The organism is Streptomyces sp. NPDC048565 (assembly GCF_040650935.1).
In the GTDB taxonomy this organism is placed as follows: Bacteria; Actinomycetota; Actinomycetes; order Streptomycetales; family Streptomycetaceae; genus Streptomyces.
In genome coordinates, this window is record NZ_JBEZIH010000009.1 from 162,491 (window position 1) to 185,909 (window position 23,419).

A 23,419-nucleotide genomic window follows, 5' to 3' on the forward strand; every position below is an offset into this window, starting at 1 on the left:
ATGGGCGGAGCAAGGCCGAGCGTATCCGGTCCGTACCAGCCCTCCGCCGGGGAGTCCCGGAGCACGGGAGCGGGGGTCAGTTCCAGTCGTTGTACGTGCCGTAGCCGCCCGCGTCGGCCAACTGCTCGGCGACGCCCTCCAGGTCCTCGGGCAGGAGCCCCCACACGATGAGGTCGGTCCTGATGTCGGCCCAGCCCCCGTCCTCGGTCGCCGTCCTGGCTATGCGGGCGTTGCGCAGGACTCCCTCGCTGATGCAGCCCAGCTTCTGGGCGACCTGCTGGGAGGCGGTGTTCCCGGCGGGGGTGCGGAGCTCGATCCGTTCGAAGCCCTGGTCCCGGAAGAGCCACTCCGCGAGGGCCAGCACGGCCTCGGTGGCGTATCCCTCACCGCGCGCCCAGGGGGCGGTGATGTAGCGGACCTCGGTGGCCAGGGTGCGCCGGTCGGTGTTGAGGAGCCGTACGGAACCGACGAGGCGCTGGGTGAGGAATTCGGTGACGGCGAGGACGATGCCGTTGCCCTGGGTGCGTTCGGCCGGCGCGATCCTGCGGACCCACCGTTCGGCGTCGACCTGGGTGTAGGGGTGTGGAGCGTCGGTCCAGGCGGTGACCAGCTCGTCGTTCATCATCTCGATGTACGCCGGGACGTCCGCCATGTCGAAGGGGCGCAGCACCAACCTGTCCGTGCTGATGGAGATGGACGGGAAGGTGGTAGTCATGCGCAGCTCCATGCCGAAGACCCGGTAAAGGCACCAGCATGCAGCATCGGGCCGTGGATGCGCATGGCCGGGTCCGCACGGCGGAGCCCCGCACACCCTGGTGCGGGTGTGCGGGGCTCGTGCGGCAAGTGGTGCCAGGGGGTCAGGACTTGGCGACCTCGCCGAAGGCGGGGACGATCGAGCCCTTGTAGGTGTCCTCGATGAACTTCTTGACCTCGTCGGAGTTCAGGAGCTTCGCGAGCTTCTGGACCCGGGGGTCGTCCTCGTTGCCCTCCTTGACGGCCAGGAAGTTGGCGTACGGGTTGTCTTCGGCCTTCTCCAGCGCCAGGGAGTCCTGGCCGGGCTTCAGGTCGGCCTCGATGGCGTAGTTGCCGTTGATGACGGCGGCGTCGACGTCGTCCAGGGCGCGGGGCACGGTCGCCGCTTCGAGCTCCTTGAACTCCAGGCCCTTCTTGTCCGTGATGTCGCTGAGCTTCGCGTTGGTGCCCACGCCGTCCTTGACGGTGATCAGCCCGTTCTCGGCGAGGAGCTGGAGCGCGCGTCCCTCGTTGGTGGTGTCGTTCGGGACGGCGACGGTCTGGCCTGCCTTGATGTCCTTGATGTCCTTGATCTTCTTGGAGTAGAGACCGAGGGGTTCGAGGTGGACGTTGACGACCGGGACGATGTGGGTCTTGTTCTTCTCGTTGAAGTCGTCCAGGTAGGGCTTGTGCTGGAAGAAGTTGGCGTCGACCTGGCCGCTCTCGGTGGCGGTGTTCGGCAGGACGTAGTCCGTGAACTCCTTGACCTCCAGCTTGAGGCCGGCCTTGTCCGCCAGGTTCTTCTTGACGTAGTTCAGGATGTCGGCGTGCGGCGTCGGGGACGCGGCGACGACAAGGGCCTTGGAGGTGTCCGTGTCGCTTCCGCTCCCGCTCTTGGCGGCCGGGTCGGAGTCCGTACCGCAGGCGCTGAGCCCGAGGGCGAGGGCGGCGGTGGCCGCGGCGGCAGCGGTGATCTTGATGTTCTTGCGCACGAAGAGTGCCTCTTTCCGGTGGTGGTGGTGCGCCCGGACAAGGAGTTCGGGCTTCAGTGGGAGAAGAAGGTCAAGAAGGTCAGGAGGTGGTGCGGCCCCGGCGCGCCAGCAGGCGTACGGCGCCGTCGCCGATCAGCTGGACCACGGTCACGATGACGACGAGCAGCACGACGGTGATGAGCATGAACTGGTCGTCGAAGCGCTGGAATCCGTAGGTGACGGCCTTGGAGCCGAGCCCTTCGCCTCCGACGGCGCCGGCCATCGCGGAGTAGCCGATGAGCACGATGACGGTGGTGGTGACCCCGGAGACGAGCGAGGGCAGCGCCTGCGGGAGCAGGACCTTGCGGACGATCGTAGGGATGGATCCGCCCATCGACTGGACGGCCTCGACGAGCCCGTGGTCGACCTCGCGCACCGCTGTCTCGACGAGCCGCGCGAAGAACGGGATGGCGCCGACGGCGAGCGGCACGATCATCGCGGACGGGCCGATGAAGGTGCCGACGATCCAGGTGGTGAAGGGGATCAGAGCGATCAGCAGGATGATGAACGGCAGGGAGCGGCCGATGTTCACGACCGCGCCGACGATCTTGTTCACCACGGTGTTCTGCAGCAGTCCGCCCTTGTCGGTGAGGACGAGCAGGATGCCGAGCGGCAGCCCGCCGACGACGGTGACGAGCGTGGACCAGAGCACCATGTAGAGGGTGTCGATGGTTCCCTGTGTGAGCAGTGGCTGCATTTCGGACCAGGTCACTTCGCCACCTCCTTGGTGATCGCGGCGGGGGTCGGGGAGGGGACGGCGCCGGTGCCGTCGTCGACGACCTCGGCCTGGAGGCCCTGCTCGCGCAGGAAGCCGATCGGGACGACGTTCTCATCGAAGCTGCCGGGCAGCTCGATGCGCATGCGGCCGATCTGCTTGCCGCCGACGGTGTCCATCGCCGCGCCGAGGATCGAGATGTCGATGTTGTACGTGCGGGAGAGCTGCGAGATCACCGGCTGGGCCGCGGTCTCACCGTGGAAGGTGACGTCGACGACGGTGGAGCCCGGGCCGGAGGCGGCGCCGCCGACGGGGAACAGCTCGTGGGCCAGCTCGGAGCCGGGGGTGGCCAGCAGTGCGCCGACGGTGCCCGACTCGACGATGCGGCCCTTCTTCATCAGTGCGGCGGAGTCGCAGACGGTCTTGACGACGTCCATCTCGTGCGTGATGAGCAGGACGGTGAGGCCGAGTTCCTGGTTGAGGTCGCGCAGCAGCTGCAGGATGGAGCGGGTCGTCTCGGGGTCGAGCGCCGAGGTCGCCTCGTCGGAGAGGAGCACCTTCGGGTCGCCGGCGAGGGCGCGGGCGATGCCGACGCGCTGCTTCTGGCCGCCGGACAGCTGACCGGGGTAGGCCTTCGCCTTGTCCGCGAGCCCGACGAGGTCGAGGAGTTCGAGCGCCTTGCGGGTCCGGTCCTGTCCCGATATCCCGAGGATCTCCAGGGGCAGCTCGACGTTGTCCCGGACGGTGCGCGAGTCCAGCAGGTTGAAGTGCTGGAAGACCATGCCGATGCGGTTGCGCGCCCGGCGCAGCTCCTTGCCGGCGCGGCGGCTGCGGCCGGCCAGGGCGGTGAGGTCCTGTCCCGCGACCGTCACGGTGCCCGATGTGGGGCGTTCGAGGAGGTTGACGCAGCGGATGAGGGAGGACTTGCCGGCGCCGCTCTGTCCGATGACGCCGTAGACCTCGCCCTCGCGTACGTGCAGGTCCACGCCGTCCAGGGCGGTGACCTCGCGGCCGCGTGACTGGTAGACCTTCGTGAGGCCCGAAGTGGTGATCACAGGGTTTCCGTCACTGTCGAGTGCACGGCGCGGGGTCCGCCGGGCACGGGGCATTCGTCTGATGAGACTGTTCTCAGTGGTCGACCGGTGGGAGTCTCCGCATGGTCCGGCCGCGGCGGACCGCCGGGCACGGGTCATGCGCGGGCCGGCTCGGTCCGCTGGGTGCGGACGGCACGGGCTCGGTCTCGCTTCGGGGCGCGAGGCGCGGTCCTGGACCCTCAGAAAGCGCGCATTCGACACATACAACGAGCACCGGGCGTCGGGATCGCCTCGGTCGCAGGGCTGCGGTAGCTCGTCATGGTCATGCGCCAAGTAAAACAGACGTAACGTCTCCACGATCCCCCGTGTCCGTATAGCGGACACTGCTGGACACCTCCGCCTGCGGCCGGGGATCGGCGCGCACCCGGTCGTGACCTGCGAAAACGTGGACCGTTCCGGCTGCCGCACCGGCACGGCGCCGATCATGCTGTGCGCACCCTGTGGCAAAGGCCACGCCTGCCGGCCACCGCCCGCCGCGTACACGGTGCCGATCGCCCCTGCCGGGGCCGCACGCGGCCGCTCCGGCCGTCCGTAATATCCTCACGTCATGCTTGACGCCCTGACGGTCGCGGTCGCCGTGACCGCGCTCGCCCTCGCCGCCTGGTGCGGATTCGCCGCCTACCGGGACCAGCCCACGAAGGACTGGCACTTCATCGGTATGGCGGTCGTCTCCGTGCTGGCGCTGGCGCAGTTGCTCGTGGGAATCGTGCAGCTGTCGCGCGGCGAGCGGCCCGACCAGGGCATGACCATCTTCATCGCCTATCTGATCGGCGCCTTCGCGGCCGTGCCCGCGGCGGGCTTCCTGTCGCTGTCGGAGCGGACCCGCTGGGGTTCGGTGACGGTGGCGGCCGGCGCGGTCGTGCTCGCCGTCCTCGAAGTCCGGCTCTACGACATCTGGGGAAACTGACCATGCGCGACACCGACCGCACGGGGGCGCCCGCGTCCCCGGCACCGCAGCACGACACCCCGCCACGGAAGCAGCAGTTCGAGCTCGGCACCGGGCCGGGGCGGGTACTGGTCTGGTTCTACGGGGTGTTCACCGTGGCCGCCGCGTCCCGTTCGATCGTCGAGATGATCCTGGACTTCGGCAAGGCGCCGCTCGCCTACGTCCTCTCGGCCGTCGCGGCCGTCGTGTACGGCTTCATCACGTACTCGCTGGTGCGGGGCGGGGACAAGGCACGCAGGGCGGCGCTGGTCTGCTGCGCCGCCGAGCTCGCCGGTGTGCTGATCGTCGGCACCTGGACGCGCCTGGAGCCGTCCGCCTTCCCGGACAGCACGGTGTGGTCGGGATTCGGCATGGGCTACCTGTTCATCCCGGTGATCCTGCCGGTCACCGGGATGATCTGGCTGCGCCGCGCACGCAACGCCTGACACCGGCGGCTGACACCGGCGTCGCGCAGGAGTGCCTCAGGCGCGGGCGTCAGGCGCTGGTCACATAGGCGGGCGCGGTGGCGTCCTTCTCCAGCAGGACCAGCCGGACCCCGTCGACTCCGGTGGTGTTGCCCACCCGGGCGTAGCCGGCCTTGCGGTAGAGCCGCAGGTTGCCTTCGCTGCGCTCCCCGGTGTGCAGACGGAAGCGGGTGGCCGAACGCCCGTCCGCCAGCCCGGATTCCGCCGCCCGCAGGAGACGGGTACCAAGGCCGTGGTTGCGGAGCCGGGGGTGGACACAGAGCTTGCCTATCCGGCCCGTGCCGTCCGTGTCGGTGAAGCCGCGTACCGAGCCGACCACTTCGTCGCCGAGCCGGGCCACGAACACCAGGTCCGTGGTGAGTTCGTCCCGGACGGAGTCGAGGGTCTGGACGAGTGGGTCGATCCGGTAGTTGCCGTAGAGCTCCGCCTCGCTCTGGAAACAGAGGTACTGGAGTCTGAAGATCTGCTCGGCGTCCTGTGCTGCCGCCGCCGAGATGGTCACGCTCATGCCCATGTGTGCATGCCTCCCGCTCACCCGTTCCGCCGGTTGTCTACCGCTCCATTCCCCGCAGTTCAGGAGCTACAACCTCCGCCGCCAGCATTCTGCGCAGACATCCAAGGCATCGGGAACGCATAGGGCCCAAACTCCCCTGTGACATACCCAACTCCCCTGCGATTTCCTGGTAGGTCGGATCGTGGGGGGCCAGCATCGCCTCAAGTAGTCGTGGGCACCTCCCGGGGAGCCGGCCCACCGCGGTGCGCAGTGCACGGCGTTCGTCGGCCCCCACCGCGATCCGTTCCGGCCAGCCGGCCCAGTCGCCCGGCGGTTCACCGGCGGGGTAGGCGCGCTCGCGCCGGATCCTGCGCCGGGCGGCGCGTGCCTCCGTCCGGACGGCGGCCCGCACCCAGCGGACGGGGTCGGTGGGGAGTCCAGGCCCGGTCCCGCGCTCCAGCAGCCTCAGCCACACCGACTGTTCCAGATCCGCGGCCTCGGTCCCGGCCGCGTCGGCCTCGGCTACGGCCTCCGCGCGCACCAGCGCGTGCAGGGCCTGCACGACGGCCCGTCCGCCGTCGCCCGCCGCCTCGGACCCGGCCGCCGGAACATGATCGGGAGGAGTCATGTCCCGTCAACGCGCCCCGTGCCCGGCGAGTTGCCGCACACGGGGCGCTCCACCCGACCGGGGCATCAGGGCCGGGCGGCTGACGCGCCCGGCCCGCCCGGCCCCCTCCGTCAGTCCTGGTCGAAGTCGGCCGCCGCGAGCAGGGCGGTGTCAGGGTTGTCCGAGAAGATCCCGTCGATGCCTGTCTCGAAGTACGTCCGGAAGGCGCCGAACGCGTCGCCGTACGCGTTGGGGTCGGTGCCGCGCCGGAAGTCCGCGGGCAGGAAGGTGTTCTCGTTGCGCATCGTGTACGGGTGCAGGATCAGGCCCCGCGCGTGCGCGTCCGCGACCAGGGTGGTGGGGGAGGTCAGCCGTCCGTCCGCGTCCTGGGGGATGACCAGGTCCAGCCAGGGGCCGATGCCCTGGGCGAAGGACGCGATCCACTTCAGCCCCGCGGGCTTCACCAGATCGGCGACGGTGCGGGGGTCACCGGCCTCCACGAAGTCCCAGGGTTGTGTGTCGGGCCCGTCCAGCAACACCACACGGGGCGTGGCGACGAGCTTCGAGAGCCGCCGCATCGAGGTCGGCTCGAAGGACTGGAGGATCAGCGGGGAGTTCGCGCGGTGCCGGCCGTGGCGGCGCAGCAGCTTGGCGAGCGGCTCCTCCAGTGCGAGACCGAGGCCCCTGAAGTAGGTGGGGTGCTTGGTCTCGACGTAGAGCCAGACGGCGCGGCCGCGCCTGCGGCCCTCCTCCTCCGCCCAGTGCAGGACCTCCTCGAAGGTCGGGATCTCCCAGCGGCCGTCGTAGAGGGTGTTCTTCTGGCGGTTGGCCGGAATCCGCTCCTTGGCCCTGAGGGTCTTCAGCTCGGCGAGGGTGAAGTCCTCGGTGAACCACCCGGTCAGCGGCACCCCGTCGATCTCCTTGGTGGCCTTGCGGCTCGCGAACTCGGGGTGCTCGGCGACGTCCGTGGTGGCGGTGATGTCGTTCTCGTGGCGGCAGACCAGGTGGCCGTCCTTGGTCGGCACCACGTCCTGTTCGACGATGTGCGCGCCCAGGTCCAGGGCCAGCTGGTAGGAGCCGAGGGTGTGCTCGGGGCGGTAGCCGGCGGTCCCCCGGTGGCCGATGACGGTGGGGACGGGCAGGTCACGGTAGGTGCCGTCGCCCTTGCCCTGCTTGTCCGGGACACGCCCGGCGGCGTTCGCCGTACCGGCCGCTCCCATGACCGTCGTACCGAGGGCGGCCGTGCCGAGGACGGCAGCCCCGAGGAGGGTCCGGCGGCCGGGCTCGGTCCGCGCGTGCTCTGTCATGAATGCTCCTCGCATATGATGTCCGGCACCTTCGGGCGAGGCACGATCGTAGGCGGCTACGCCATCGGCGGGGCGGACCATGGACGAACGTGGCGGAAACACACGTCAACACTGCGTATCCACTGGGTGAACCCGATGTGCGGAGAGGCGGTACCCGCGAGTATCGTCCTCACCTGCACAGACCCTCGCGAATTCCCGCCCCGGCCGCCCGGCCACGACACCGGAGGATGCGTTGTCCCGACTCACGGTCATCAAGGCAGTGCTCGGACCGATCCTGCGACTGCTTTTCCGGCCACAGGTCGAGGGCGTCGAGAACATCCCGGGGGACGGTCCAGTGATCCTCGCGGGCAACCACCTGACGTTCATCGACTCCATGATCATGCCGATCTGCTGCGACCGGCCGGTGTTCTACATCGGCAAGGACGAGTACGTCACCGGCAAGGGCTTCAAGGGCCGGCTGATGGCCTGGTTCTTCACGGGCTGCGGCATGATCCCGGTGGACCGGGACGGTGGCCGCGGCGGAGTCGCGGCCCTGATGACGGGCCGCCGGGTGCTGGACGAGGGCCATGCCTTCGCCATCTACCCGGAGGGCACCCGCTCCCCCGACGGCCGGCTCTACCGCGGCCGTACGGGCATCGCGCGGCTGACCCTGATGACCGGCGCGCCGGTCGTGCCCTTCGCGATGATCGGCACGGACAAGTTGCAGCCGGGCGGCTCCGGCCTCCCCCGCCCCGGCAAGGTCACGGTGCGCTTCGGTGAGCAGATGGAGTTCTCCCGCTACGAGGGCATGGACCGCGACCGCTATGTCCTGCGGGCGGTGACGGACTCCGTGATGGCCGAGGTGATGCACCTGTCCGGTCAGGAGTACGTCGACATGTACGCCACGAAGGCCAAGGCCGCCTGAGCCGTCTGCGTGTTTCGGACGGCCCCTAGAAAGCGCCGAGTGCGCCGGGGCCGTTCACTCGTCGGGGATGATCCCGTCCTCCAGCTTCTGCCCGCGCAGCAGGAACCAGGCGGCGACGGCCGTCGCGAGCAGGACCACCGCACCCACCGCGGCGGAGACCCTGAGCCCGTTGACGAACGCCTCCTGGGCCGCGACGACCAGCTCGTTCCCCAGGTGCGCCGGCAGGTGCTCGGCGGTCTCCACCGCTCCGCCGAGTGACTCGTGGGCGGCCGCCGCCGAGTCGGCCGAGATGCCCGCGGGGGTCCCGAAGCCCAGATAGACGCCCGTGACGATGGATCCGAGCAGGGCGATCCCGAGGGCCGCCCCGAGCTCGTACGCCGTCTCGGACACGGCGGACGCGGAGCCGGCCTGCTCCTTGGGGACGCTGGAGAGGATCACGTCGGAGGTGACGGTGAAGGCGAACCCCGCGCCTACGCCCACCACCAGGAGCAGGACACCGATGAGCGGATAGCCGGTCTCCTTGTGGATCACCGTGACCACGGCGAGTGACACCCCGATGGCGCCGAGCCCGCCGGCGACCACGGAGCGCACGGAGTAGCGGCGGGCGACCTTCCCCGCCGACAGGCCCGCGGTCACGGCGCCGACCGCCGCCGGCAGTTCGGCGAGCCCGGCCTCCAGTGGCCCCCTCCCCTGGACCAGCTGGAGGAACTGGGAGAGGAAGAAGACGATTCCGGACAGGCCGAGGATCGTCAGCAGGTCGGCGAGCACCGCGCCCGAGAACCCCCGGTGGTGGAAGAGCCGCATGTCCAGCAGAGGCGCCGGGAGCTTCAGCTGACGGCGCACGAACCAGGTCAGCGCCAGCAGCCCGCCGACGGCCGCCACGCCGGGCAACCAGCTCACGCCGTGCGCGGCGGACTCCTTGATGCCGTACACGACGCCGATCATGCCGACCATCGAGAGACCCACACTGATCAGGTCCCAGGGGCCTGGCGTGGGGTTCTTCGATTCGGGGATCATTTTGATGCCCACGGCTACCAGCACCGCCATCACAGGCAGATTGATCAGGAAGACCGAGCCCCACCAGAAGTGCTCCAGCAGGAGTCCGCCCACCACGGGTCCGACGGCGGCGCCCGCCGAGGCCATCGCACCCCAGATGCCGATGGCCAGGCTGCGCTCGCGCGGGTCGTGGAAGAGGTTACGGATCAGGGCGAGCGTGGACGGCATCAGAGTGGCGCCCGCGACCCCGAGCAGCGCCCGGGCCAGGATCATCATCCCGGGGCCTGAGGCGTAGGCGTTGAGCACCGACACCGCGCCGAAGGCGGTGGCGCCGGTCAGCAGCAGCTTCTTCCGGCCGATGCGGTCGCCGAGACTGCCCATGGAGACCAGGAGCCCGGCGATGACGAAGGAGTACACGTCGCCGATCCAGAGCAGCTGGGTGCCCGTCGGTTCGAGATCCTCACTGAGGAAGGGCGTCGCGAGTCCGAGGACGGTGGCGTCGACGGCGACGAGCAGCACCGCCAGGGCGAGGACGGTGAGGGCGATCCACCGGCCGGGATGGTGGAGGTCGCCCGTGACGCCGGCCCTCGAAGTGGTGCTGCTCATTTCTCCACGCTCCGGCGTGCTCCGCCCAGGAGCAACTCGACGATCATGTATGAGAAGTCCCGCGCGGCGACCCGCCCCGCCTGCACGGACCAAGCGCAGCTCCCGATCAGGCCGTACAGTGCCTCGGTCAGCCAGGCCGGCGTGAGGTCGATCCTGAATTCGCCGCGCTCCTGACCGCGCCGGAAGAAGGCCGAGACCCGGGTGTCCAGGCGGTCCCAGCCCTCGTTGACCTCGTCCCCCTCGAAGAGCCGGCTCTCGCCGACGAGGAAGGACAGCAGTCCCGCGCTCGGCTCGACGGCCGCGACCAGCCGCCGCAGTGCCTCATCGGCGGGGCCCTCGTCGAGCGCGGCGGCGTCCAGGGCCGCCTCGAACTCCCGGATCCCGAGGTCCTCGAGCGCCCCGACCAGCGCACCCCGCCCGGCGAAGTGCCGGTGCAGGGTGGCCCTGCCTATGCCGGCGGCGCGGGCGACCTCGTCCATGGTCGCCGTGGACTTACGGGTCAGCAGGGCGGCGGCGCTGCGCAGAACCTGCTCACGATCAAGAGTCATGGGACGACACTAGATCAAATGAGACAGCGATGTCCCATGCGACTCGCTCCATGACCGGCCGGGGGATGATCCGCCAGGCCGGGCGGCCCGGGGGCACCATGGCCTGATGAAGCCGCTGCTGATGATCGACATCGACGGTCCGCTCAACCCCTACGCGGCGCTGGCCGGCCCCACCGTCCCGGAGGGCTACGCACTCCACCGGACGCGGCCGACGGGGTGGCCGGCGGGGACGCCGCTGCCCGTCCTGCTCAACCCCGGTCACGGCGACGAGCTGCTGGCGCTCGCCCGCCTCTACGAACTCGTCTGGGCCACCACCTGGAAGGACCAGGCGAACGAGTGGGTCGGCCCGCGCATCGGGCTGCCCCCGCTCCCGTACATCGACTGGCCCACGATGCACGCGCCCACGGCGGACGGGACGTACTGGAAGACCCGCTACGTCGTCGACTACGCGGACGGCAGGCCGTTCGCCTGGGTCGACGACGAGATCTCCGGCATCGATACGGCCTGGGTCGCCGCGCACCACCCGGGGCGGGCCCTGCTGCGGTGGGTCGACCCCGGGGTGGGGCTGGCGAGGGCCGACTTCGAAGCGCTCGCCGACTGGGCGTGAGCGGGGCCGGCGTGAACGGGCCCCCGGTGTACGCGACGCCCGTGCTTACCGGCTGCCCGGCCGCTCAGCTCCAGGGCAACGAGGCCCGGTGGCGCCAGTACGCCTCCGGCTCCTCCACCAGGGCGGCCAGCCGGTCGAGCCGGTCCGGTTCGAGGTCGAGCAGCGGTGCGTGCAGATTGGCGGCCAGCTGGGTGGCGGTGACCGCGCCGGACAGGACGACTCCGGCCCAGGGCTGGTGGAGGACCAGCGCCAGGGCGACGGCGTCCGCGTCCAGGCCGGCCTCTGCACCGATCTCCCGGACGACGGCCGGCGCCTCGGTCCCGGCGAGCCGGCCGTTGGCCACGGCCTCCTTGACGATCACGGTGAGCCCCGCGTCGTGCGCCTCGGCGAGTGCCGCTCCGGCCGAGATGTCCAGGGCGTTGTAGGTGGCCTGCACGGTACGGAAGAGCGGTTCGCCGTCCACGGTCACGGCGACGGCGGCCCGGATGGCGTCGCTCTGGCCGGGTCCGCTCACGGAGAAGCCGACCGTGGTGCCTCCGGCGGCCAGCTCGGCGAGTCGCGCGTGCAGGCTCTTGTCGCTCAGTGCCGGGCTGTCGGCGGTCACCGAGTGGATCTGGTAGAGATCGAGCCGGTCGCCGAGCAGTCCGGCCGTCTCGGCGTGCTGGCGCTCGAAGGTGGCCAGGCCGTGGTCCTTCACCTCGTGCGTCTCGGCGTCGACGCGCCAGTCGGCGGTGTAGGTGTAGCCCCACTTGCTGCCGATGACGACGTCCGTCGCCTCGGGGTGGGCGGCCAGCCACTCGGCGATGAACTCCTCGGCGCGGCCGTAGGAGCGGGCGGCGTCGAAGTACCGCACGCCCTGGGCGTAGGCCGCGTCCAGGAGTTCATGGGTACGGGCGCGCAGCGCGTCGACGCCGCGTTCGCCGGGCAGATCCTGGTCACGGTGCGGGGTGATGTAGCCGGGCCTGCCGACGGCGGCCAGGCCGAGCCCGATGTGGGAGGTCGGGGTAGTCGCTCGGTTCAGGCGGGCGAAGGGCATCGCGGGCTCCTCTGGGTCGGTTCCGAACGCCTTCCCGTCAACGTAGCCCGCGATGCCTGTGAATCAGCCGCGCGCGGTCGCCCAGACGTGCTGCGTCACCAGGTCGGCCTTCACCTCGGCCAGCTGGACGGCGACGGCCGAGGGTGCCGTCCCGCCGCGGCCGTTACGCGAGGCGAGCGCTCCGGGCACGTTCAGGACGGTGCGCACCTCGGGGGTGAGGTGCTCGGAGATCTTCGCGAACTGCTCGTCCGTCAGCTGGTCGAGCTCGATGTTTTGCTGCTCGCAGACCTTGACGCACTCACCCGCGACCTCGTGCGCCACCCGGAACGGGACGCCCTGCCTGACCAGCCACTCGGCGATGTCGGTGGCGAGCGAGAAGCCGGCCGGGGCCAGCTCCTCCATGCGCTCGCGGTTGACGGTGAGCGTGGCCATCATGCCGGTGAAGGCGGGCAGCAGGATCTCCAGCTGGTCGCAGGAGTCGAAGACCGGCTCCTTGTCCTCCTGGAGGTCGCGGTTGTACGCGAGCGGGAGGGCCTTCAGGGTCGCCATCAGACCGGTCAGGTTGCCGATGAGGCGGCCGGACTTGCCGCGGGCCAGCTCGGCGATGTCGGGGTTCTTCTTCTGCGGCATGATCGAGGAGCCGGTGGAGAAGGCGTCGTGGAGGGTGACGAAGGAGAACTCCTTCGTGTTCCAGATGATGATCTCCTCGGCGATGCGGGAGAGGTTGACGCCGATCATCGCGGTGATGAAGGCGAACTCCGCGACGAAGTCCCGCGACGCGGTGCCGTCGATGGAGTTGCCCACCGAGCCGCGCTCGAAGCCGAGGTCGGCCGCGACCGCCTCCGGGTCGAGCCCGAGGGACGAGCCGGCCAGCGCGCCGGAGCCGTACGGCGACACCGCGGTCCGCTCGTCCCACTGCCGCAGCCGCTCCGCGTCCCGGGAGAGGGCCTGCGCGTGCGCCAGGACGTGGTGGGCGAAGAGGACGGGCTGCGCGTGCTGGAGGTGCGTACGGCCGGGCATGGCCACGTCCGGGTGCGCCTCGGCAAGGCCCACCAGCGCGTCCTGGAGCTCGGCGACCAGTCCCCCGATGACACGGGCGTGGTCGCGCAGGTACATGCGGAAGAGCGTGGCGACCTGGTCGTTGCGGGACCGGCCGGCGCGCAGCTTGCCGCCGAGGTCCGGGCCCAGTCGCTCCAGGAGTCCGCGCTCCAGGGCGGTGTGGACGTCCTCGTCGGCGATGGTGCCGGTGAACGAACCGTCGGCGACGGCGGCTTCCAGCGAGTCGAGCCCCTCCGCCATCCGGGCCAGCTCGTCGTCGGTGAGCAGCCCCGCCTTGTTGAGGACGCGCGCGTGGGCACGGGAGCCCGCGATGTCGTACGGCGCGAGCCGCCAGTCGAAGTGGACGGAGGCGGACAGCTTGGCCAGCGCCTCGGCGGGGCCGTCGGCGAAACGGCCGCCCCAGAGCCGTACGTCGCTGTTACCGGTGCCGTTGCTCACTGCGGTGCTCCTCGGGAGTGCAAGGGGTGTGCTTCCGCCTCACGGCGCGATCACGAATAGCATAACTATGCGGTTCCATGCATGCATTGTCAAAGCTGCTGGTCAGGAAGGGTGAAAAGCTGCCACCAAGAGATGCCCTCGTCCGCACCCGCACCGGCTTGACGAAACGCGTCCCGAACCGTGAAATACCCGGCCCCGGGCGTCAGGTCGCACGACAATGCGGCCATGGGAAAAACGTATGAGCGTATCGACGGTCGTCTCCGGTCCTTCATCGAGGAACAGCACATCTTCTTCACCGCGACCGCGCCCCTGGACAGCGACGGCACGGTCAATCTGTCGCCCAAGGGGGTGAGCGGGTCGTTCGCCGTCGTCGACGAACGGACCGTGGCCTACCTCGACTTCGCCGGCAGCAGCGCCGAGACCGTCGCCCATCTCCGGGAGAACGGGCGCATCACGCTGATGTGGTGCGCCTTCCAGGGCCCACCCAACATCGTCCGCGTGCACGGGCGGGGCGAGCCCGTGTTCCGTGACGACCCGCGCTTCCCGGAGCTGCTCGGGCACTTCCCCCACGTCGACCCGGCTCTCCACGGGCTGCGCGCCGTCATCGTGGTGACGGCCGACCTGATCCGGGACTCCTGCGGTTACGCGGTGCCGTTCATGTCGTACGACGAGGACCGCCCCCTGCACGCGAGCCGGTTCCGGCGTGAGGACGACGAGAGCCTGAGCAGGTACTTCGAGAAGAAGGACCACATCGCGACCAGCATCGACGGGCTGCCGGGGCTCCCCCTGCCGCTGCCCGCGATGCCGGCGCCGGTCACGGAGTGAGCCGCTGGGCCGTACGGAGCAGGTGCGGTGGGGGCCGGGGGCCGGGCGTCGTACGGTCCGGGGCATGCGCAGACTCCTGGTGACCGTGTCCGTCCTGCTCGCCCTGACCGGTTCGCTCGCGGCGCGGCCCGCCGGGGCGCCGTCGCTCCCCGAGCGGCTGGCCGACACGGGCGGCGGTACGCAGCTGATCACCGCTGAGGCCCCCGGCACGGACTCCGTCACGGGCAGGGTCACCTGGTGGGACCGGCGCGGGGAAGGCTGGGTGGCGGCGGGTTCGGCGCCCGCCCGCTTCGGGGCGAACGGGCTGGCCGAGGGCGCCACCCGCACCCAGGGCACGAACACCACGCCCACCGGGCTGTACGACCTGCCGTACGCCTTCGGCACGGAGGCGGCACCGCCCGGGACCCGCTACCCGTACCGGCGGGCCGGTGAGGACGCGTGGTGGTGCCAGGACAACAGGGCCAGGGCCTACAACCGCTGGGTGGAGCCACGGCCCGCGGACTGCCGCGCGGACGAGGCCGAACACCTCGTCACCTATCCCGCGCAGTACGCCCGTGCGCTCGTCATCGGCTTCAACTACCAGCGGCCGGTACGCGGCAGGGGAGCCGGGATCTTCCTCCATGTGAACGGCAAGGGAGCGACCGCCGGCTGTGTGTCCGTGCCGGCGGCCGCGATGGACCGGATCCTGGCCTGGGCCGACCCGGCCCGGCGTCCGCACATCGCGGTCGGGACGGTGTCAGGACCGACCGCGATCACCCGCTACTGAGGGCCGCGGTCGTTCTGGGCCAGCCGCAGCAGATGGTCGGCCAGTGCCTGACCGCCGCTCGGGTCTCGGCTGATCAGCATCAGTGTGTCGTCCCCCGCGATCGTGCCGAGGATCGCCTGGAGCTCGGCCTGGTCGATGGCCGAGGCGAGGAACTGGGCGGCCCCCGGCGGCGTACGCAGCACCACCAGGTTGGCCGACGCCTCCGCGGAGATGAGCAGTTCCGCGGAGAGCCTGCGCATCCGCTCCTCCTTCGCGGACCCGCCGAGCGGTGCCTGCGGGGTACGGAAACCGCCCTCGCTGGGCACCGCGTAGATCAGCTCGCCGCCGGTGTTGCGGATCTTCACCGCGCCGAGCTCGTCCAGGTCGCGGGAGAGCGTCGCCTGGGTGACGCTCAGCCCGTCGTCGGACAGGAGCCTGGCCAGCTGGCTCTGCGAGCGCACCGGCTGGCGGTTGAGGATGTCCACGATCCTGCGGTGGCGTGCCGTGCGGGTCTGCGGCACCGACTGCCCTCCGTGGTCGGTTTCCTGAGCCTCGGTCATCGTCGTCGCCTCATTCTGCGGATCGTCACTCCCCGGATCGTCCGTCCCCGTAGGCCGCGTCGAGAGCTGCCGGCAGTATCCGCAGGAACGCGTCCACCTCGGCGTCACCGATGATCAGCGGCGGCATGAGCCGGACGACGTCGGGGGCGGGCGCGTTCACCAGGAGGCCGGCTTCCTGAGCCGCCTGCTGCACCTTCGGCGCGAGGGGCCCGGTGAGCACGATACCCAGCAGCAGCCCGGAGCCGCGGACGTGGGAGACCAGCGGGTGCCCGAGGCTCTCGACGCCGTCCCTGATCCGCTCGCCGAGCCGCTTCACGGTGTCCAGGGTGCCGTCGGCCGCGAGCGTGTCCAGCACGGCGAGACCGGCGGCGCAGGCGACGGGGTTGCCGCCGAACGTCGTGCCGTGCTGTCCGGGCCTCAGCAGGTCGGCGGCGGCGCCGAACGCGACGGTGGCCCCGATGGGCAGTCCGCCGCCGAGCCCCTTGGCCAGGGTCACCACGTCGGGCTCGACGCCCTGGTGGGCCTGGTGCTCGAACCACTGGCCGCAGCGGCCGATCCCGGTCTGCACCTCGTCCAGGACGAGCAGCGTGCCGGTGGCCCGCGTCATCTCCCTGGCCGCCTCCAGATAGCCCTTGGGCGGTACGACGACGCCGTTCTCGCCCTGCACCGGCTCGATGATCAGCAGCGCGGTGTCGGTCGTGACCGCTCCGCGGAGCGCCTCGACGTCGCCGTATGGCACGTGGGTGACATCGCCGGGCAGCGGCAGGAAGGGGTCCCTCTTCCCCGGCTGACCGGTCAGCGCGAGGCTGCCCATGGTCCTGCCGTGGAAGCCGCCGTCGGTGGCCACCATGTGCGTACGCCCGGTCAGCCGGCCGATCTTGAAGGCCGCCTCGTTGGCCTCGGCTCCGGAGTTGCAGAAGAAGACCCTGCCGGTCCGGCCGAAGAGCGTCAGGAGCCGCTCGGCGAGCGCGATGGGCGGCTCGGCGGTGTAGAGGTTGGAGACGTGGCCGAGGGAGGCGATCTGCGTGGAGACGGCGTCGATCACCGCGGGGTGGGCGTGGCCGAGCGCGTTGACCGCGATACCGCCCACGAAGTCGAGGTACTCGCCGCCCTCCGCGTCCCACACCCGGGCGCCGGCGCCGCGCACCAGCGGCAGCTGCGGTGTGCCGTAGTTGTCCATCAGCGCGCCCTGCCAGCGCTGCGCGAACTCCTCGTTGCCGGTCATGACTCCCCCTCTGCGTCGTGCGGTACGGCGGTTGTCGCGTCGGGCACGACCATCGTGCCGATTCCCTCGTCGGTGAAGATCTCCAGCAGGATCGAGTGCTGGACCCGGCCGTCGATGACGCGGGCGGTCTCGACGCCGTTGCGTACGGCGTGGAGGCAGCCCTGCATCTTGGGCACCATGCCGCTGGAGAGGTCGGGCAGCAGCTTCTCCAGCTCGGTGGCGGTGAGCCGGCTGATGACGTCGTCGCTGTTGGGCCAGTCCTCGTAGAGGCCCTCGACGTCGGTGAGGACCATCAGGGTCTCGGCGTTCAGCGCGGCGGCGAGTGCGGCGGCGGCGGTGTCGGCGTTGACGTTGTAGACGTGGTTGTCCTCGGCGGAACGCGCGATGGAGGAGATCACCGGGATCCGGCCGTCGTCCAGCAGTGCCTGGATCGCGCCGGTGTCGATGTCGGTGATCTCGCCGACCCGGCCGATGTCGACGGCCTCGCCGTCGATCATCGGGCGGTGCTGGGTGGCGGTGATCGTGTGGGCGTCCTCGCCCGTCATACCGACGGCGAGCGGGCCGTGCTGGTTGAGCAGCCCGACGAGCTCACGCTGGACCTGTCCCGCCAGCACCATCCGTACGACGTCCATCGCTTCGGGCGTGGTGACGCGAAGACCGGCCTTGAACTCGCTGACCAGGCCCTGCTTGTCGAGCTGGGCGCTGATCTGCGGGCCGCCGCCGTGCACGACGACGGGCTTGAGGCCGGCGTGCCGCAGGAAGACGACGTCCTGGGCGAAGGCGGCCTTCAGGTCCTCGTCGACCATGGCGTTCCCGCCGAACTTGATGACGACGGTCCTGCCGTTGTGCCGGGTGAGCCAGGGCAGCGCCTCGATGAGGATCTGCGCCTTGGGCAGCGCGGTGTGCTTCCTCGCGGCACTCATGAGCTGTACGCGCTGTTCTCGTGGACGTACTCGGCGGTCAGGTCGTTGGCCCAGATGACGGCCGACTCGTCCCCCGCCGCGAGGTCCACGGTGATCCCGACCTCGCGGTAGCGCATGTCCACCAGCTCACGGTCCTCGCCGACGCCGCCGTTCCTGCAGACCCAGACGTCGTTGATCGCGACGTTCAGCCGGTCGGGCTCGAAGGCGGCCTTCGTGGTGCCGATCGCGGAGAGGACTCGGCCCCAGTTGGGGTCCTCGCCGTGGATGGCGCACTTGAGGAGGTTGTTACGGGCGATGGACCGGCCGACCTCGACGGCGTCGTCCTCGGTCGCCGCGTTGATCACCTCGATCCGGATGTCCTTGGAGGCGCCCTCGGCATCACCGATCAGCTGCCGGGCGAGGTCGGCGCAGACGCTCTGCACGGCCTGCGCGAACTCGGCGCCTTCGGGGGTGATTCCGCTCGCGCCCGATGCGAGCAGCAGCACGGTGTCGTTGGTCGACATGCAGCCGTCGGAGTCGACCCGGTCGAAGGTGGTACGGGTGGCGGCACGCAGCGCGGCGTCGAGCGCGGGCGCCTCGACGTCGGCGTCGGTGGTGAGGACGACCAGCATCGTGGCGAGGCCGGGGGCGAGCATGCCCGCGCCCTTGGCCATACCACCGACGCTCCAGCCGTCGCCGTCCGCCACGGCGGTCTTGTGGACCGTGTCCGTGGTCTTGATCGCGATGGCGGCCTTCTCGCCGCCGTGCTCGCTCAGGGTCGTCGCGGCCTTCTCGATACCGGGCAGGAGCTTGTCCATGGGCAGGAGCAGGCCGATCAGACCGGTCGAGGCGACCGCGATCTCCCCCGCGTTGTGCCCGGGGAGCACCTCGGCGGCCTTCTCGGCGGTGGCGTGGGTGTCCTGGAAGCCCTGGGGGCCCGTACAGGCGTTGGCGCCACCGGAGTTGAGGACGACAGCGGTCACCTCGCCGCCCTTGAGGACCTGTTCCGACCAGAGGACGGGCGCGGCCTTGACGCGGTTGGAGGTGAAGACGCCCGCGGCGGCGCGGCGGGGCCCGTTGTTGACCACGAGGGCCAGGTCGGGATTACCGCTGTCCTTGATTCCGGCGGCGATGCCCGCCGCCGTGAACCCCTTGGCTGCCGTGACGCTCACTGCATCTCCTCGTTCGCTTCTCCGCTCACACAGCGCAGCGGCGCGGCTTTCGTCGTACCCCGCAGCCCGGCGGCTGCGCGTGCGTCGCTCAAGGTGCGACTCCGATCGTGGAAAGACCCGTTTCCTCGGGAAGTCCGAGGGCGATGTTCATGCTCTGCAGGGCGCCTCCGGCGGTGCCCTTGGCCAGGTTGTCGATGGCGCTGATCACGACGATCCGGCCGGCGGCCTCGTCGTGGGCGACCTGGATCTGCACGGCGTTGGACCCGTACACGGCCGCGGTCGCGGGCCACTGTCCTTCGGGCAGCAGGTCGACGAAGGGCTCGTCGGCGAAGGCCTTCTCGTACACGGCGCGGAGCGACTCGGCGTCCACCCCGGGCCTCGCCTTCGCACTGCATGTGGCGAGGATGCCGCGAGGCATGGGCGCGAGGGTGGGCGTGAACGACACGGAGACGGGCTCACCCGCCGCATCGCCGAGGTTCTGGATCATCTCGGGGGTGTGCCGGTGGACCCCGCCGACGCCGTACGGGGACATGTTGCCCATGACCTCGGAGCCCAGCAGGTGCGGCTTGGCCGCCTTGCCCGCGCCTGAGGTGCCGGACGCGGCGACGACGACCGCCTCGGGCTCGGCGAGGCCGGCCGCGTACGCCGGGAAGAGCGCGAGGGAGACGGCCGTCGGGTAGCAGCCGGGCACGGCGATACGCTTGGAACCCTCGAGCGCGGCACGGGCGCCGGGCAGCTCGGGCAGGCCGTAGGGCCAGGTGCCGGCGTGCGGGGAACCGTAGAACCTCTCCCAGTCGGCGGCGTTCCGCAGCCTGAAGTCGGCGCCCATGTCGACGACGAGCACCTCGTCACCGAGCTGTTCGGCCACGGCGGCGGACTGCCCGTGCGGCAGGGCCAGGAAGACGACGTCGTGTCCGGCGAGCACCTCGGCCGTGGTCGCTGCGAGGACGCGGTCCGCGAGCGGCCGCAGGTGCGGCTGCAGCGCGCCGAGTCGCTCCCCGGCGTTGGAGTGCCCGGTGAGGGCCCCGATCTCGATCTGTGGGTGGGTGAGGAGCAGACGGAGCAGTTCCCCGCCGGCGTATCCACTCGCCCCTGCCACTGCCGCACGTACCGCCATCGGAATTCCTCTCATCGATGGCATGACTATACGCAGCTATGCAGTGTTATGCAAAGACCGGCCCGGAGGGCCCCGGGCCGGTCCGTCCGGCGTTACGGCGTCGGCGGGGTGAGCTGGATGGCGGCGGCCGGGCAGACCGCGGCGGCCTCACCGACCGCGGCGTGCTGCTCCTGCGGGGGTGCGGCGTCCAGCAGGACGACGACACCGTCGTCCTCGCGCTGGTCGAACACCTCGGGGGCGATCAGGACGCACTGGCCCGCGCCGCAGCACTTGTCCTCGTCGATGGTGACGTTCATCCGGGTACTCCCTTCGTCGGGTGTTGGGTGGGGTGGTGCGGTGGGCTGCGCGGAGGAAGTCACCAGCGCACGGGGACGGTCCGAAGACCGCCGACCAGGAGCCCTTCCACGCGTTGCAGGTCGCGCACGGGCACGGCCAGTTCGAGGGTGGGCAGCTTGCGCAGCAGGACCTCCAGCACCACCTGGAGTTCGGTGCGGGCCAGCGCCTGGCCGAGGCAGGAGTGGGGCCCTGCGCCGAAGTTGAGGTGCGGGTTGGGGCTACGGCCAAGGTCCATCTCCTCGGCGTTGTCGAAGACGGCCTCGTCGCGGTTGGCCGCGGGCATGCTGCAGATCACCGTGGTGCCGACCGGCAGGGTCCGGCCGCCGACCTCCACGTCCTCGGTGAGATAGCGGCGCAGGCCGAATCCGAGGTTGGTGTCGAAGCGGAGCGCCTCTTCGACGGCCGTACGCACCAGGGAGGGGTCGGCGAGCAGCCGTTCCCACCGGTCACGGTCGGCCAGGAGCATGGCGACCATCTTGCCGATCATGTTGGCGGTGGTCTCGTGCCCGGCGACCAGCAGCCCCATGGCGGTCGCCAGCAGCTCCGCGTCGGAGAGCCCCTGCCCGTCCTCGGCGTCGCGGATGAGCGTGCTGATGAGGTCGTCGGTCGGGTTCTCGCGCTTGGCGGCGATGTGACCGGACATGTACTCGACGAATTCGGCATGGGCCCGCTCGGTCTCCTCCTTCGTGAAGCGCGTGATGCTCAGCAGCGCGTCGGACCAATGGGAGAAGCGGTCGTGGTCCTGTGCCGGCACACCGAGCATGTCGCAGATGACGTAGACGGGCAGCAGGAAGCCGACGTGCGCCTTGAGGTCGGCGGGTGCGCCCGCGGCGACCATCTCGTCGACGAGCTCTTCGGCGGTCGCCGTCATGCCCGGCCGCAGAGCCGTCATCCGCTTGGCGGTGAACCACTTGCTGACCCGACGGCGCCACCGCTGGTGCGGCTCGCCCTTGTCGGGCACGGAGGTGTCGTCCGAACTGCCGGAGGCGGCGGCGCCGCCCCCGCCGTCGGGTGCGATGCGGGCCGCGCCGTCCGCTGCGGTCGGGCGGGCGAAGCGCGGGTCGGACAGCAGCGCCTTGACGTCCTCGTGGCGGGTGAGCAGCGTCGCCTCGTCGCCGCTGGGCAGCTCGACGGAGGCGACGGGGCACTGGCTGCGCAGTCGTTCCCAGTCGGCGGGTGCGTCCAGCGCGCCCGCCTGGGCCAGCGGGTAGCGAACGGTCTCCTGGCTGCGGCTCTGGCTCATATGCTTGATCTCCCTCGGAAATGTGGGGCTTTCGTCCGGTGGGCCGGTGTCATCTCGGGGCGGTAAATGCGCCCGGAGCGTGGGCGGTTCTCCCTTCGCTCGGGGTGCCGGGCCTTGTCGCCCGGACGGATGCGGGTCAGGCGGGCGAGGACGGAAGCCCACCGAGTGCGGGCACTGCCCCCGCGCCGGGTGCGTCCGGCTCCGGGGCGTCCTGCGCCGGGAGGGGCGCGGTGACGCGGGGGATGGCCAGGGCCAGGAGGGCAGCTGCGAGTGCGGCGGCCCCGCCGACGACGGCGGCGACCCTGAAGCCGTTCTCGGTCGGGATCGTGAAGCCTCCGACATCCCGGCTCATCTGGGCCAGCAGGACACCGATCACCGCGCTGGAGACCGAGAGTCCGATGGACCGCATCAGCGAGTTGAAGCCGTTGGCCGACGCGGTCGCGGAAGCGGGGACCGACGCCATGATGATCGCGGGCATCGCTCCGTAGGCGAAGGCCACACCGACGCTCACGACACAGCTGAAGACGACGATCCCGGCGACCGAGCCCATCAGCGGCAGGGCGAGCCCGTAGCCGATCGCGATGATCAGGGAGCCGGTCAGCAGCGACGTACGCGGGCCGAAACGGGCGGACAGCTTCGCGCCGAGCGGGGAGAACGCCATCATGACCAGCCCCGTGGGCACCATCCACAGGCCGGCGGACAGCATCGACTGGCCCAGCCCGTAGCCGAGTTCCTTCGGCAGCTGGAGCAGCTGAGGGGCGACGAGGCTCTGGGCGAACATGGCGAAGCCGATCACGACCGAGGCCAGGTTCGTCAGCAGGACCCGGCGGCGGGCCGTCGCCCGCAGGTCGACCAGGGGATCGGCGGTGCGCAGCTCGAAGCGGCCCCACGCCAGAAGGACGATCACGGCGGCGGCGAAGAGGCCGAGGGTGGTGGGGCTCGTCCAGCCCCACTCACCTCCCTTGGAGACGGCCAGCAGCAGCGAGACCAGACCGATCGTGAGACCGATCGCGCCGGGGATGTCGAAGCGGCCCCGCGCCGTCTCCACGGGCACACCGGGGACGAAGCGCAGCACGGCGAAACCGACCAGCAGGCTGATGACGGCCGAGCCCCAGAACAGCGCGTGCCAGTCGGCGTTCTGGGCGACGCCGGCCGCGAGGGGCAGACCGAAGGCACCGCCGATGCCCAGCGACGAACTCATCAGGGCCACGGACGATCCCATGCGTTCCGGCGGCACGACGTCGCGCATGGTGCTGATCCCGAGCGGGATGATGCCCATGCCGATGCCCTGGACCGCGCGGCCGACGACCATGGGGACGAGCGAGGCCGACACCGCGCTCACCAGGGAGCCCACGACGAGCAGGCCGACGCAGATCAGCAGCATCCGCTTCTTGCCGTGGAGGTCACCGAGACGCCCGAACACGGGTGTGGCGACCGCGCCCGTCAGCAGAGGCGCGGTGACGACCCATGAGGCGTTCGCCGTGGAGGTGTCGAGCAGTTCGGGGAGCCGCGCGACCAGGGGGATGACCAGCGTCCCCATCAGAGAGGCGACGATGCCGGCCACGGACAGCGAGGCGACGATCGCCCCCGTGCGCACCGGAGAGGCAGGAGCGTTCATGAGTTGCACCGTACACATGAAAAGCATCATGCACAAAAGTTGCGCGATGCTCCTGGCCTGCATCATGCACAACGATGGCTTAATGTGACCCTG

Annotated in this window: 25 protein-coding genes; 6 read left to right on the plus strand and 19 right to left on the minus strand. The window is 70.6% G+C overall.

The genetic code is table 11. The annotated features are described in order from the left end of the window. Positions 1 to 76: 76 nt before the first annotated feature. From AB0C75_RS13995 to AB0C75_RS14010, 4 genes are all read right to left on the minus strand, one after another. On the minus strand, positions 77 to 715 hold the full coding sequence (locus AB0C75_RS13995) for a GNAT family N-acetyltransferase (protein ID WP_362890356.1): 639 nt from the start codon (positions 713 to 715) through the stop codon (positions 77 to 79). A 142-nt stretch (positions 716 to 857) separates the two neighbouring features. Next, positions 858 to 1,724, minus strand: coding sequence for a MetQ/NlpA family ABC transporter substrate-binding protein (locus AB0C75_RS14000; RefSeq protein WP_362890358.1), 867 nt, complete (start codon positions 1,722 to 1,724; stop codon positions 858 to 860). Between the two features lie 79 nt (positions 1,725 to 1,803). After that, positions 1,804 to 2,475, minus strand: a complete 672-nt coding sequence (locus AB0C75_RS14005; protein WP_362890360.1) for a methionine ABC transporter permease — start codon at positions 2,473 to 2,475, stop codon at positions 1,804 to 1,806. After that, entirely contained in the window at positions 2,472 to 3,533 is a 1,062-nt protein-coding gene (locus AB0C75_RS14010; protein ID WP_362890362.1) for an ATP-binding cassette domain-containing protein, read from the minus strand. The genes AB0C75_RS14005 and AB0C75_RS14010 overlap by 4 nt, the downstream gene beginning before the upstream one ends. 586 nt (positions 3,534 to 4,119) lie before the next feature. Between AB0C75_RS14010 and AB0C75_RS14015 the strand changes: the two genes are divergently transcribed. Together AB0C75_RS14015 and AB0C75_RS14020 are read left to right on the plus strand one after the other, a co-directional pair. Further along, on the plus strand, positions 4,120 to 4,479 hold the full coding sequence (locus tag AB0C75_RS14015) for a hypothetical protein (protein ID WP_362890364.1): 360 nt from the start codon (positions 4,120 to 4,122) through the stop codon (positions 4,477 to 4,479). A gap of 2 nt (positions 4,480 to 4,481) precedes the next feature. Continuing rightward, positions 4,482 to 4,943 carry a hypothetical protein gene (locus AB0C75_RS14020; protein WP_362890366.1) on the plus strand — a complete coding sequence of 154 codons (462 nt, stop codon included), beginning with the start codon at positions 4,482 to 4,484 and terminating at the stop codon, positions 4,941 to 4,943. Positions 4,944 to 4,992: 49 nt separating this feature from the next. Here the strand turns inward: AB0C75_RS14020 and AB0C75_RS14025 are convergent, their stop codons facing one another. From AB0C75_RS14025 to AB0C75_RS14035, 3 genes are all read right to left on the minus strand, one after another. Then, positions 4,993 to 5,496, minus strand: coding sequence for a GNAT family N-acetyltransferase (locus AB0C75_RS14025; RefSeq protein ID WP_362890368.1), 504 nt, complete (start codon positions 5,494 to 5,496; stop codon positions 4,993 to 4,995). A gap of 37 nt (positions 5,497 to 5,533) precedes the next feature. After that, on the minus strand, positions 5,534 to 6,103 hold the full coding sequence (locus AB0C75_RS14030; protein ID WP_362890370.1) for a sigma-70 family RNA polymerase sigma factor: 570 nt from the start codon (positions 6,101 to 6,103) through the stop codon (positions 5,534 to 5,536). Between the two features lie 110 nt (positions 6,104 to 6,213). Continuing rightward, positions 6,214 to 7,389, minus strand: a complete 1,176-nt coding sequence (locus AB0C75_RS14035; protein WP_362890372.1) for a glycerophosphodiester phosphodiesterase — start codon at positions 7,387 to 7,389, stop codon at positions 6,214 to 6,216. Between the two features lie 232 nt (positions 7,390 to 7,621). On the opposite strand from AB0C75_RS14035, the gene AB0C75_RS14040 reads away from it, so the two are divergent. After that, positions 7,622 to 8,293: a lysophospholipid acyltransferase family protein gene (locus AB0C75_RS14040; protein WP_362890374.1), complete on the plus strand. Its 672-nt coding sequence runs from the start codon at positions 7,622 to 7,624 to the stop codon at positions 8,291 to 8,293. A 54-nt stretch (positions 8,294 to 8,347) separates the two neighbouring features. Here AB0C75_RS14040 and AB0C75_RS14045 read toward each other — a convergent pair whose 3' ends face one another. Continuing rightward, positions 8,348 to 9,895, minus strand: a complete 1,548-nt coding sequence (locus AB0C75_RS14045; protein WP_362890376.1) for an MFS transporter — start codon at positions 9,893 to 9,895, stop codon at positions 8,348 to 8,350. Then, positions 9,892 to 10,443, minus strand: coding sequence for a helix-turn-helix domain-containing protein (locus AB0C75_RS14050; protein WP_362890378.1), 552 nt, complete (start codon positions 10,441 to 10,443; stop codon positions 9,892 to 9,894). The genes AB0C75_RS14045 and AB0C75_RS14050 overlap by 4 nt, the downstream gene beginning before the upstream one ends. A 106-nt stretch (positions 10,444 to 10,549) precedes the next feature. On the opposite strand from AB0C75_RS14050, the gene AB0C75_RS14055 reads away from it, so the two are divergent. Continuing rightward, positions 10,550 to 11,050 carry a hypothetical protein gene (locus AB0C75_RS14055; protein ID WP_362890380.1) on the plus strand — a complete coding sequence of 167 codons (501 nt, stop codon included), beginning with the start codon at positions 10,550 to 10,552 and terminating at the stop codon, positions 11,048 to 11,050. A 64-nt stretch (positions 11,051 to 11,114) separates the two neighbouring features. Here the strand turns inward: AB0C75_RS14055 and AB0C75_RS14060 are convergent, their stop codons facing one another. Beyond that, positions 11,115 to 12,086: an aldo/keto reductase gene (locus AB0C75_RS14060; RefSeq protein ID WP_362890382.1), complete on the minus strand. Its 972-nt coding sequence runs from the start codon at positions 12,084 to 12,086 to the stop codon at positions 11,115 to 11,117. 63 nt (positions 12,087 to 12,149) lie between these two features. After that, positions 12,150 to 13,583, minus strand: coding sequence for an argininosuccinate lyase (gene argH, locus AB0C75_RS14065; protein WP_362890384.1), 1,434 nt, complete (start codon positions 13,581 to 13,583; stop codon positions 12,150 to 12,152). 225 nt (positions 13,584 to 13,808) lie between these two features. Between argH and AB0C75_RS14070 the strand changes: the two genes are divergently transcribed. Beyond that, positions 13,809 to 14,408 (plus strand): pyridoxamine 5'-phosphate oxidase family protein, encoded by a 600-nt coding sequence (locus AB0C75_RS14070; protein WP_362890386.1) that lies wholly within the window; start codon positions 13,809 to 13,811, stop codon positions 14,406 to 14,408. A gap of 64 nt (positions 14,409 to 14,472) precedes the next feature. Beyond that, complete coding sequence (locus tag AB0C75_RS14075) at positions 14,473 to 15,174, plus strand: L,D-transpeptidase family protein (protein ID WP_362890388.1); 702 nt, start codon at positions 14,473 to 14,475, stop codon at positions 15,172 to 15,174. Here the strand turns inward: AB0C75_RS14075 and AB0C75_RS14080 are convergent. The 8 genes from AB0C75_RS14080 to AB0C75_RS14115 form a co-directional block, all read right to left on the minus strand. Then, complete coding sequence (locus tag AB0C75_RS14080; protein ID WP_362890390.1) at positions 15,168 to 15,713, minus strand: arginine repressor; 546 nt, start codon at positions 15,711 to 15,713, stop codon at positions 15,168 to 15,170. The genes AB0C75_RS14075 and AB0C75_RS14080 overlap by 7 nt on opposite strands. Positions 15,714 to 15,738: 25 nt before the next feature. Next, the gene (locus AB0C75_RS14085; RefSeq protein WP_362890392.1) at positions 15,739 to 16,938 is read right to left on the minus strand and encodes an acetylornithine transaminase; all 1,200 of its coding nucleotides are present in this window, start codon (positions 16,936 to 16,938) and stop codon (positions 15,739 to 15,741) included. After that, entirely contained in the window at positions 16,935 to 17,861 is a 927-nt protein-coding gene (argB, locus tag AB0C75_RS14090; RefSeq protein WP_362890394.1) for an acetylglutamate kinase, read from the minus strand. The genes AB0C75_RS14085 and argB overlap by 4 nt, the downstream gene beginning before the upstream one ends. Continuing rightward, a complete protein-coding gene (gene argJ, locus AB0C75_RS14095) occupies positions 17,858 to 19,012 on the minus strand; it encodes a bifunctional glutamate N-acetyltransferase/amino-acid acetyltransferase ArgJ (protein WP_362890396.1) in 1,155 nt (384 codons plus the stop codon). The genes argB and argJ overlap by 4 nt, the downstream gene beginning before the upstream one ends. Before the next feature lie 88 nt (positions 19,013 to 19,100). After that, entirely contained in the window at positions 19,101 to 20,129 is a 1,029-nt protein-coding gene (gene argC, locus AB0C75_RS14100; RefSeq protein ID WP_362890398.1) for an N-acetyl-gamma-glutamyl-phosphate reductase, read from the minus strand. Between the two features lie 92 nt (positions 20,130 to 20,221). Then, positions 20,222 to 20,425, minus strand: coding sequence for a ferredoxin (locus AB0C75_RS14105; protein ID WP_362890400.1), 204 nt, complete (start codon positions 20,423 to 20,425; stop codon positions 20,222 to 20,224). 59 nt (positions 20,426 to 20,484) lie between these two features. Next, on the minus strand, positions 20,485 to 21,708 hold the full coding sequence (locus tag AB0C75_RS14110; RefSeq protein ID WP_362890401.1) for a cytochrome P450: 1,224 nt from the start codon (positions 21,706 to 21,708) through the stop codon (positions 20,485 to 20,487). Between the two features lie 136 nt (positions 21,709 to 21,844). Next, positions 21,845 to 23,326 (minus strand): MFS transporter, encoded by a 1,482-nt coding sequence (locus AB0C75_RS14115; RefSeq protein ID WP_362890403.1) that lies wholly within the window; start codon positions 23,324 to 23,326, stop codon positions 21,845 to 21,847. Positions 23,327 to 23,419 lie beyond the last annotated feature (93 nt).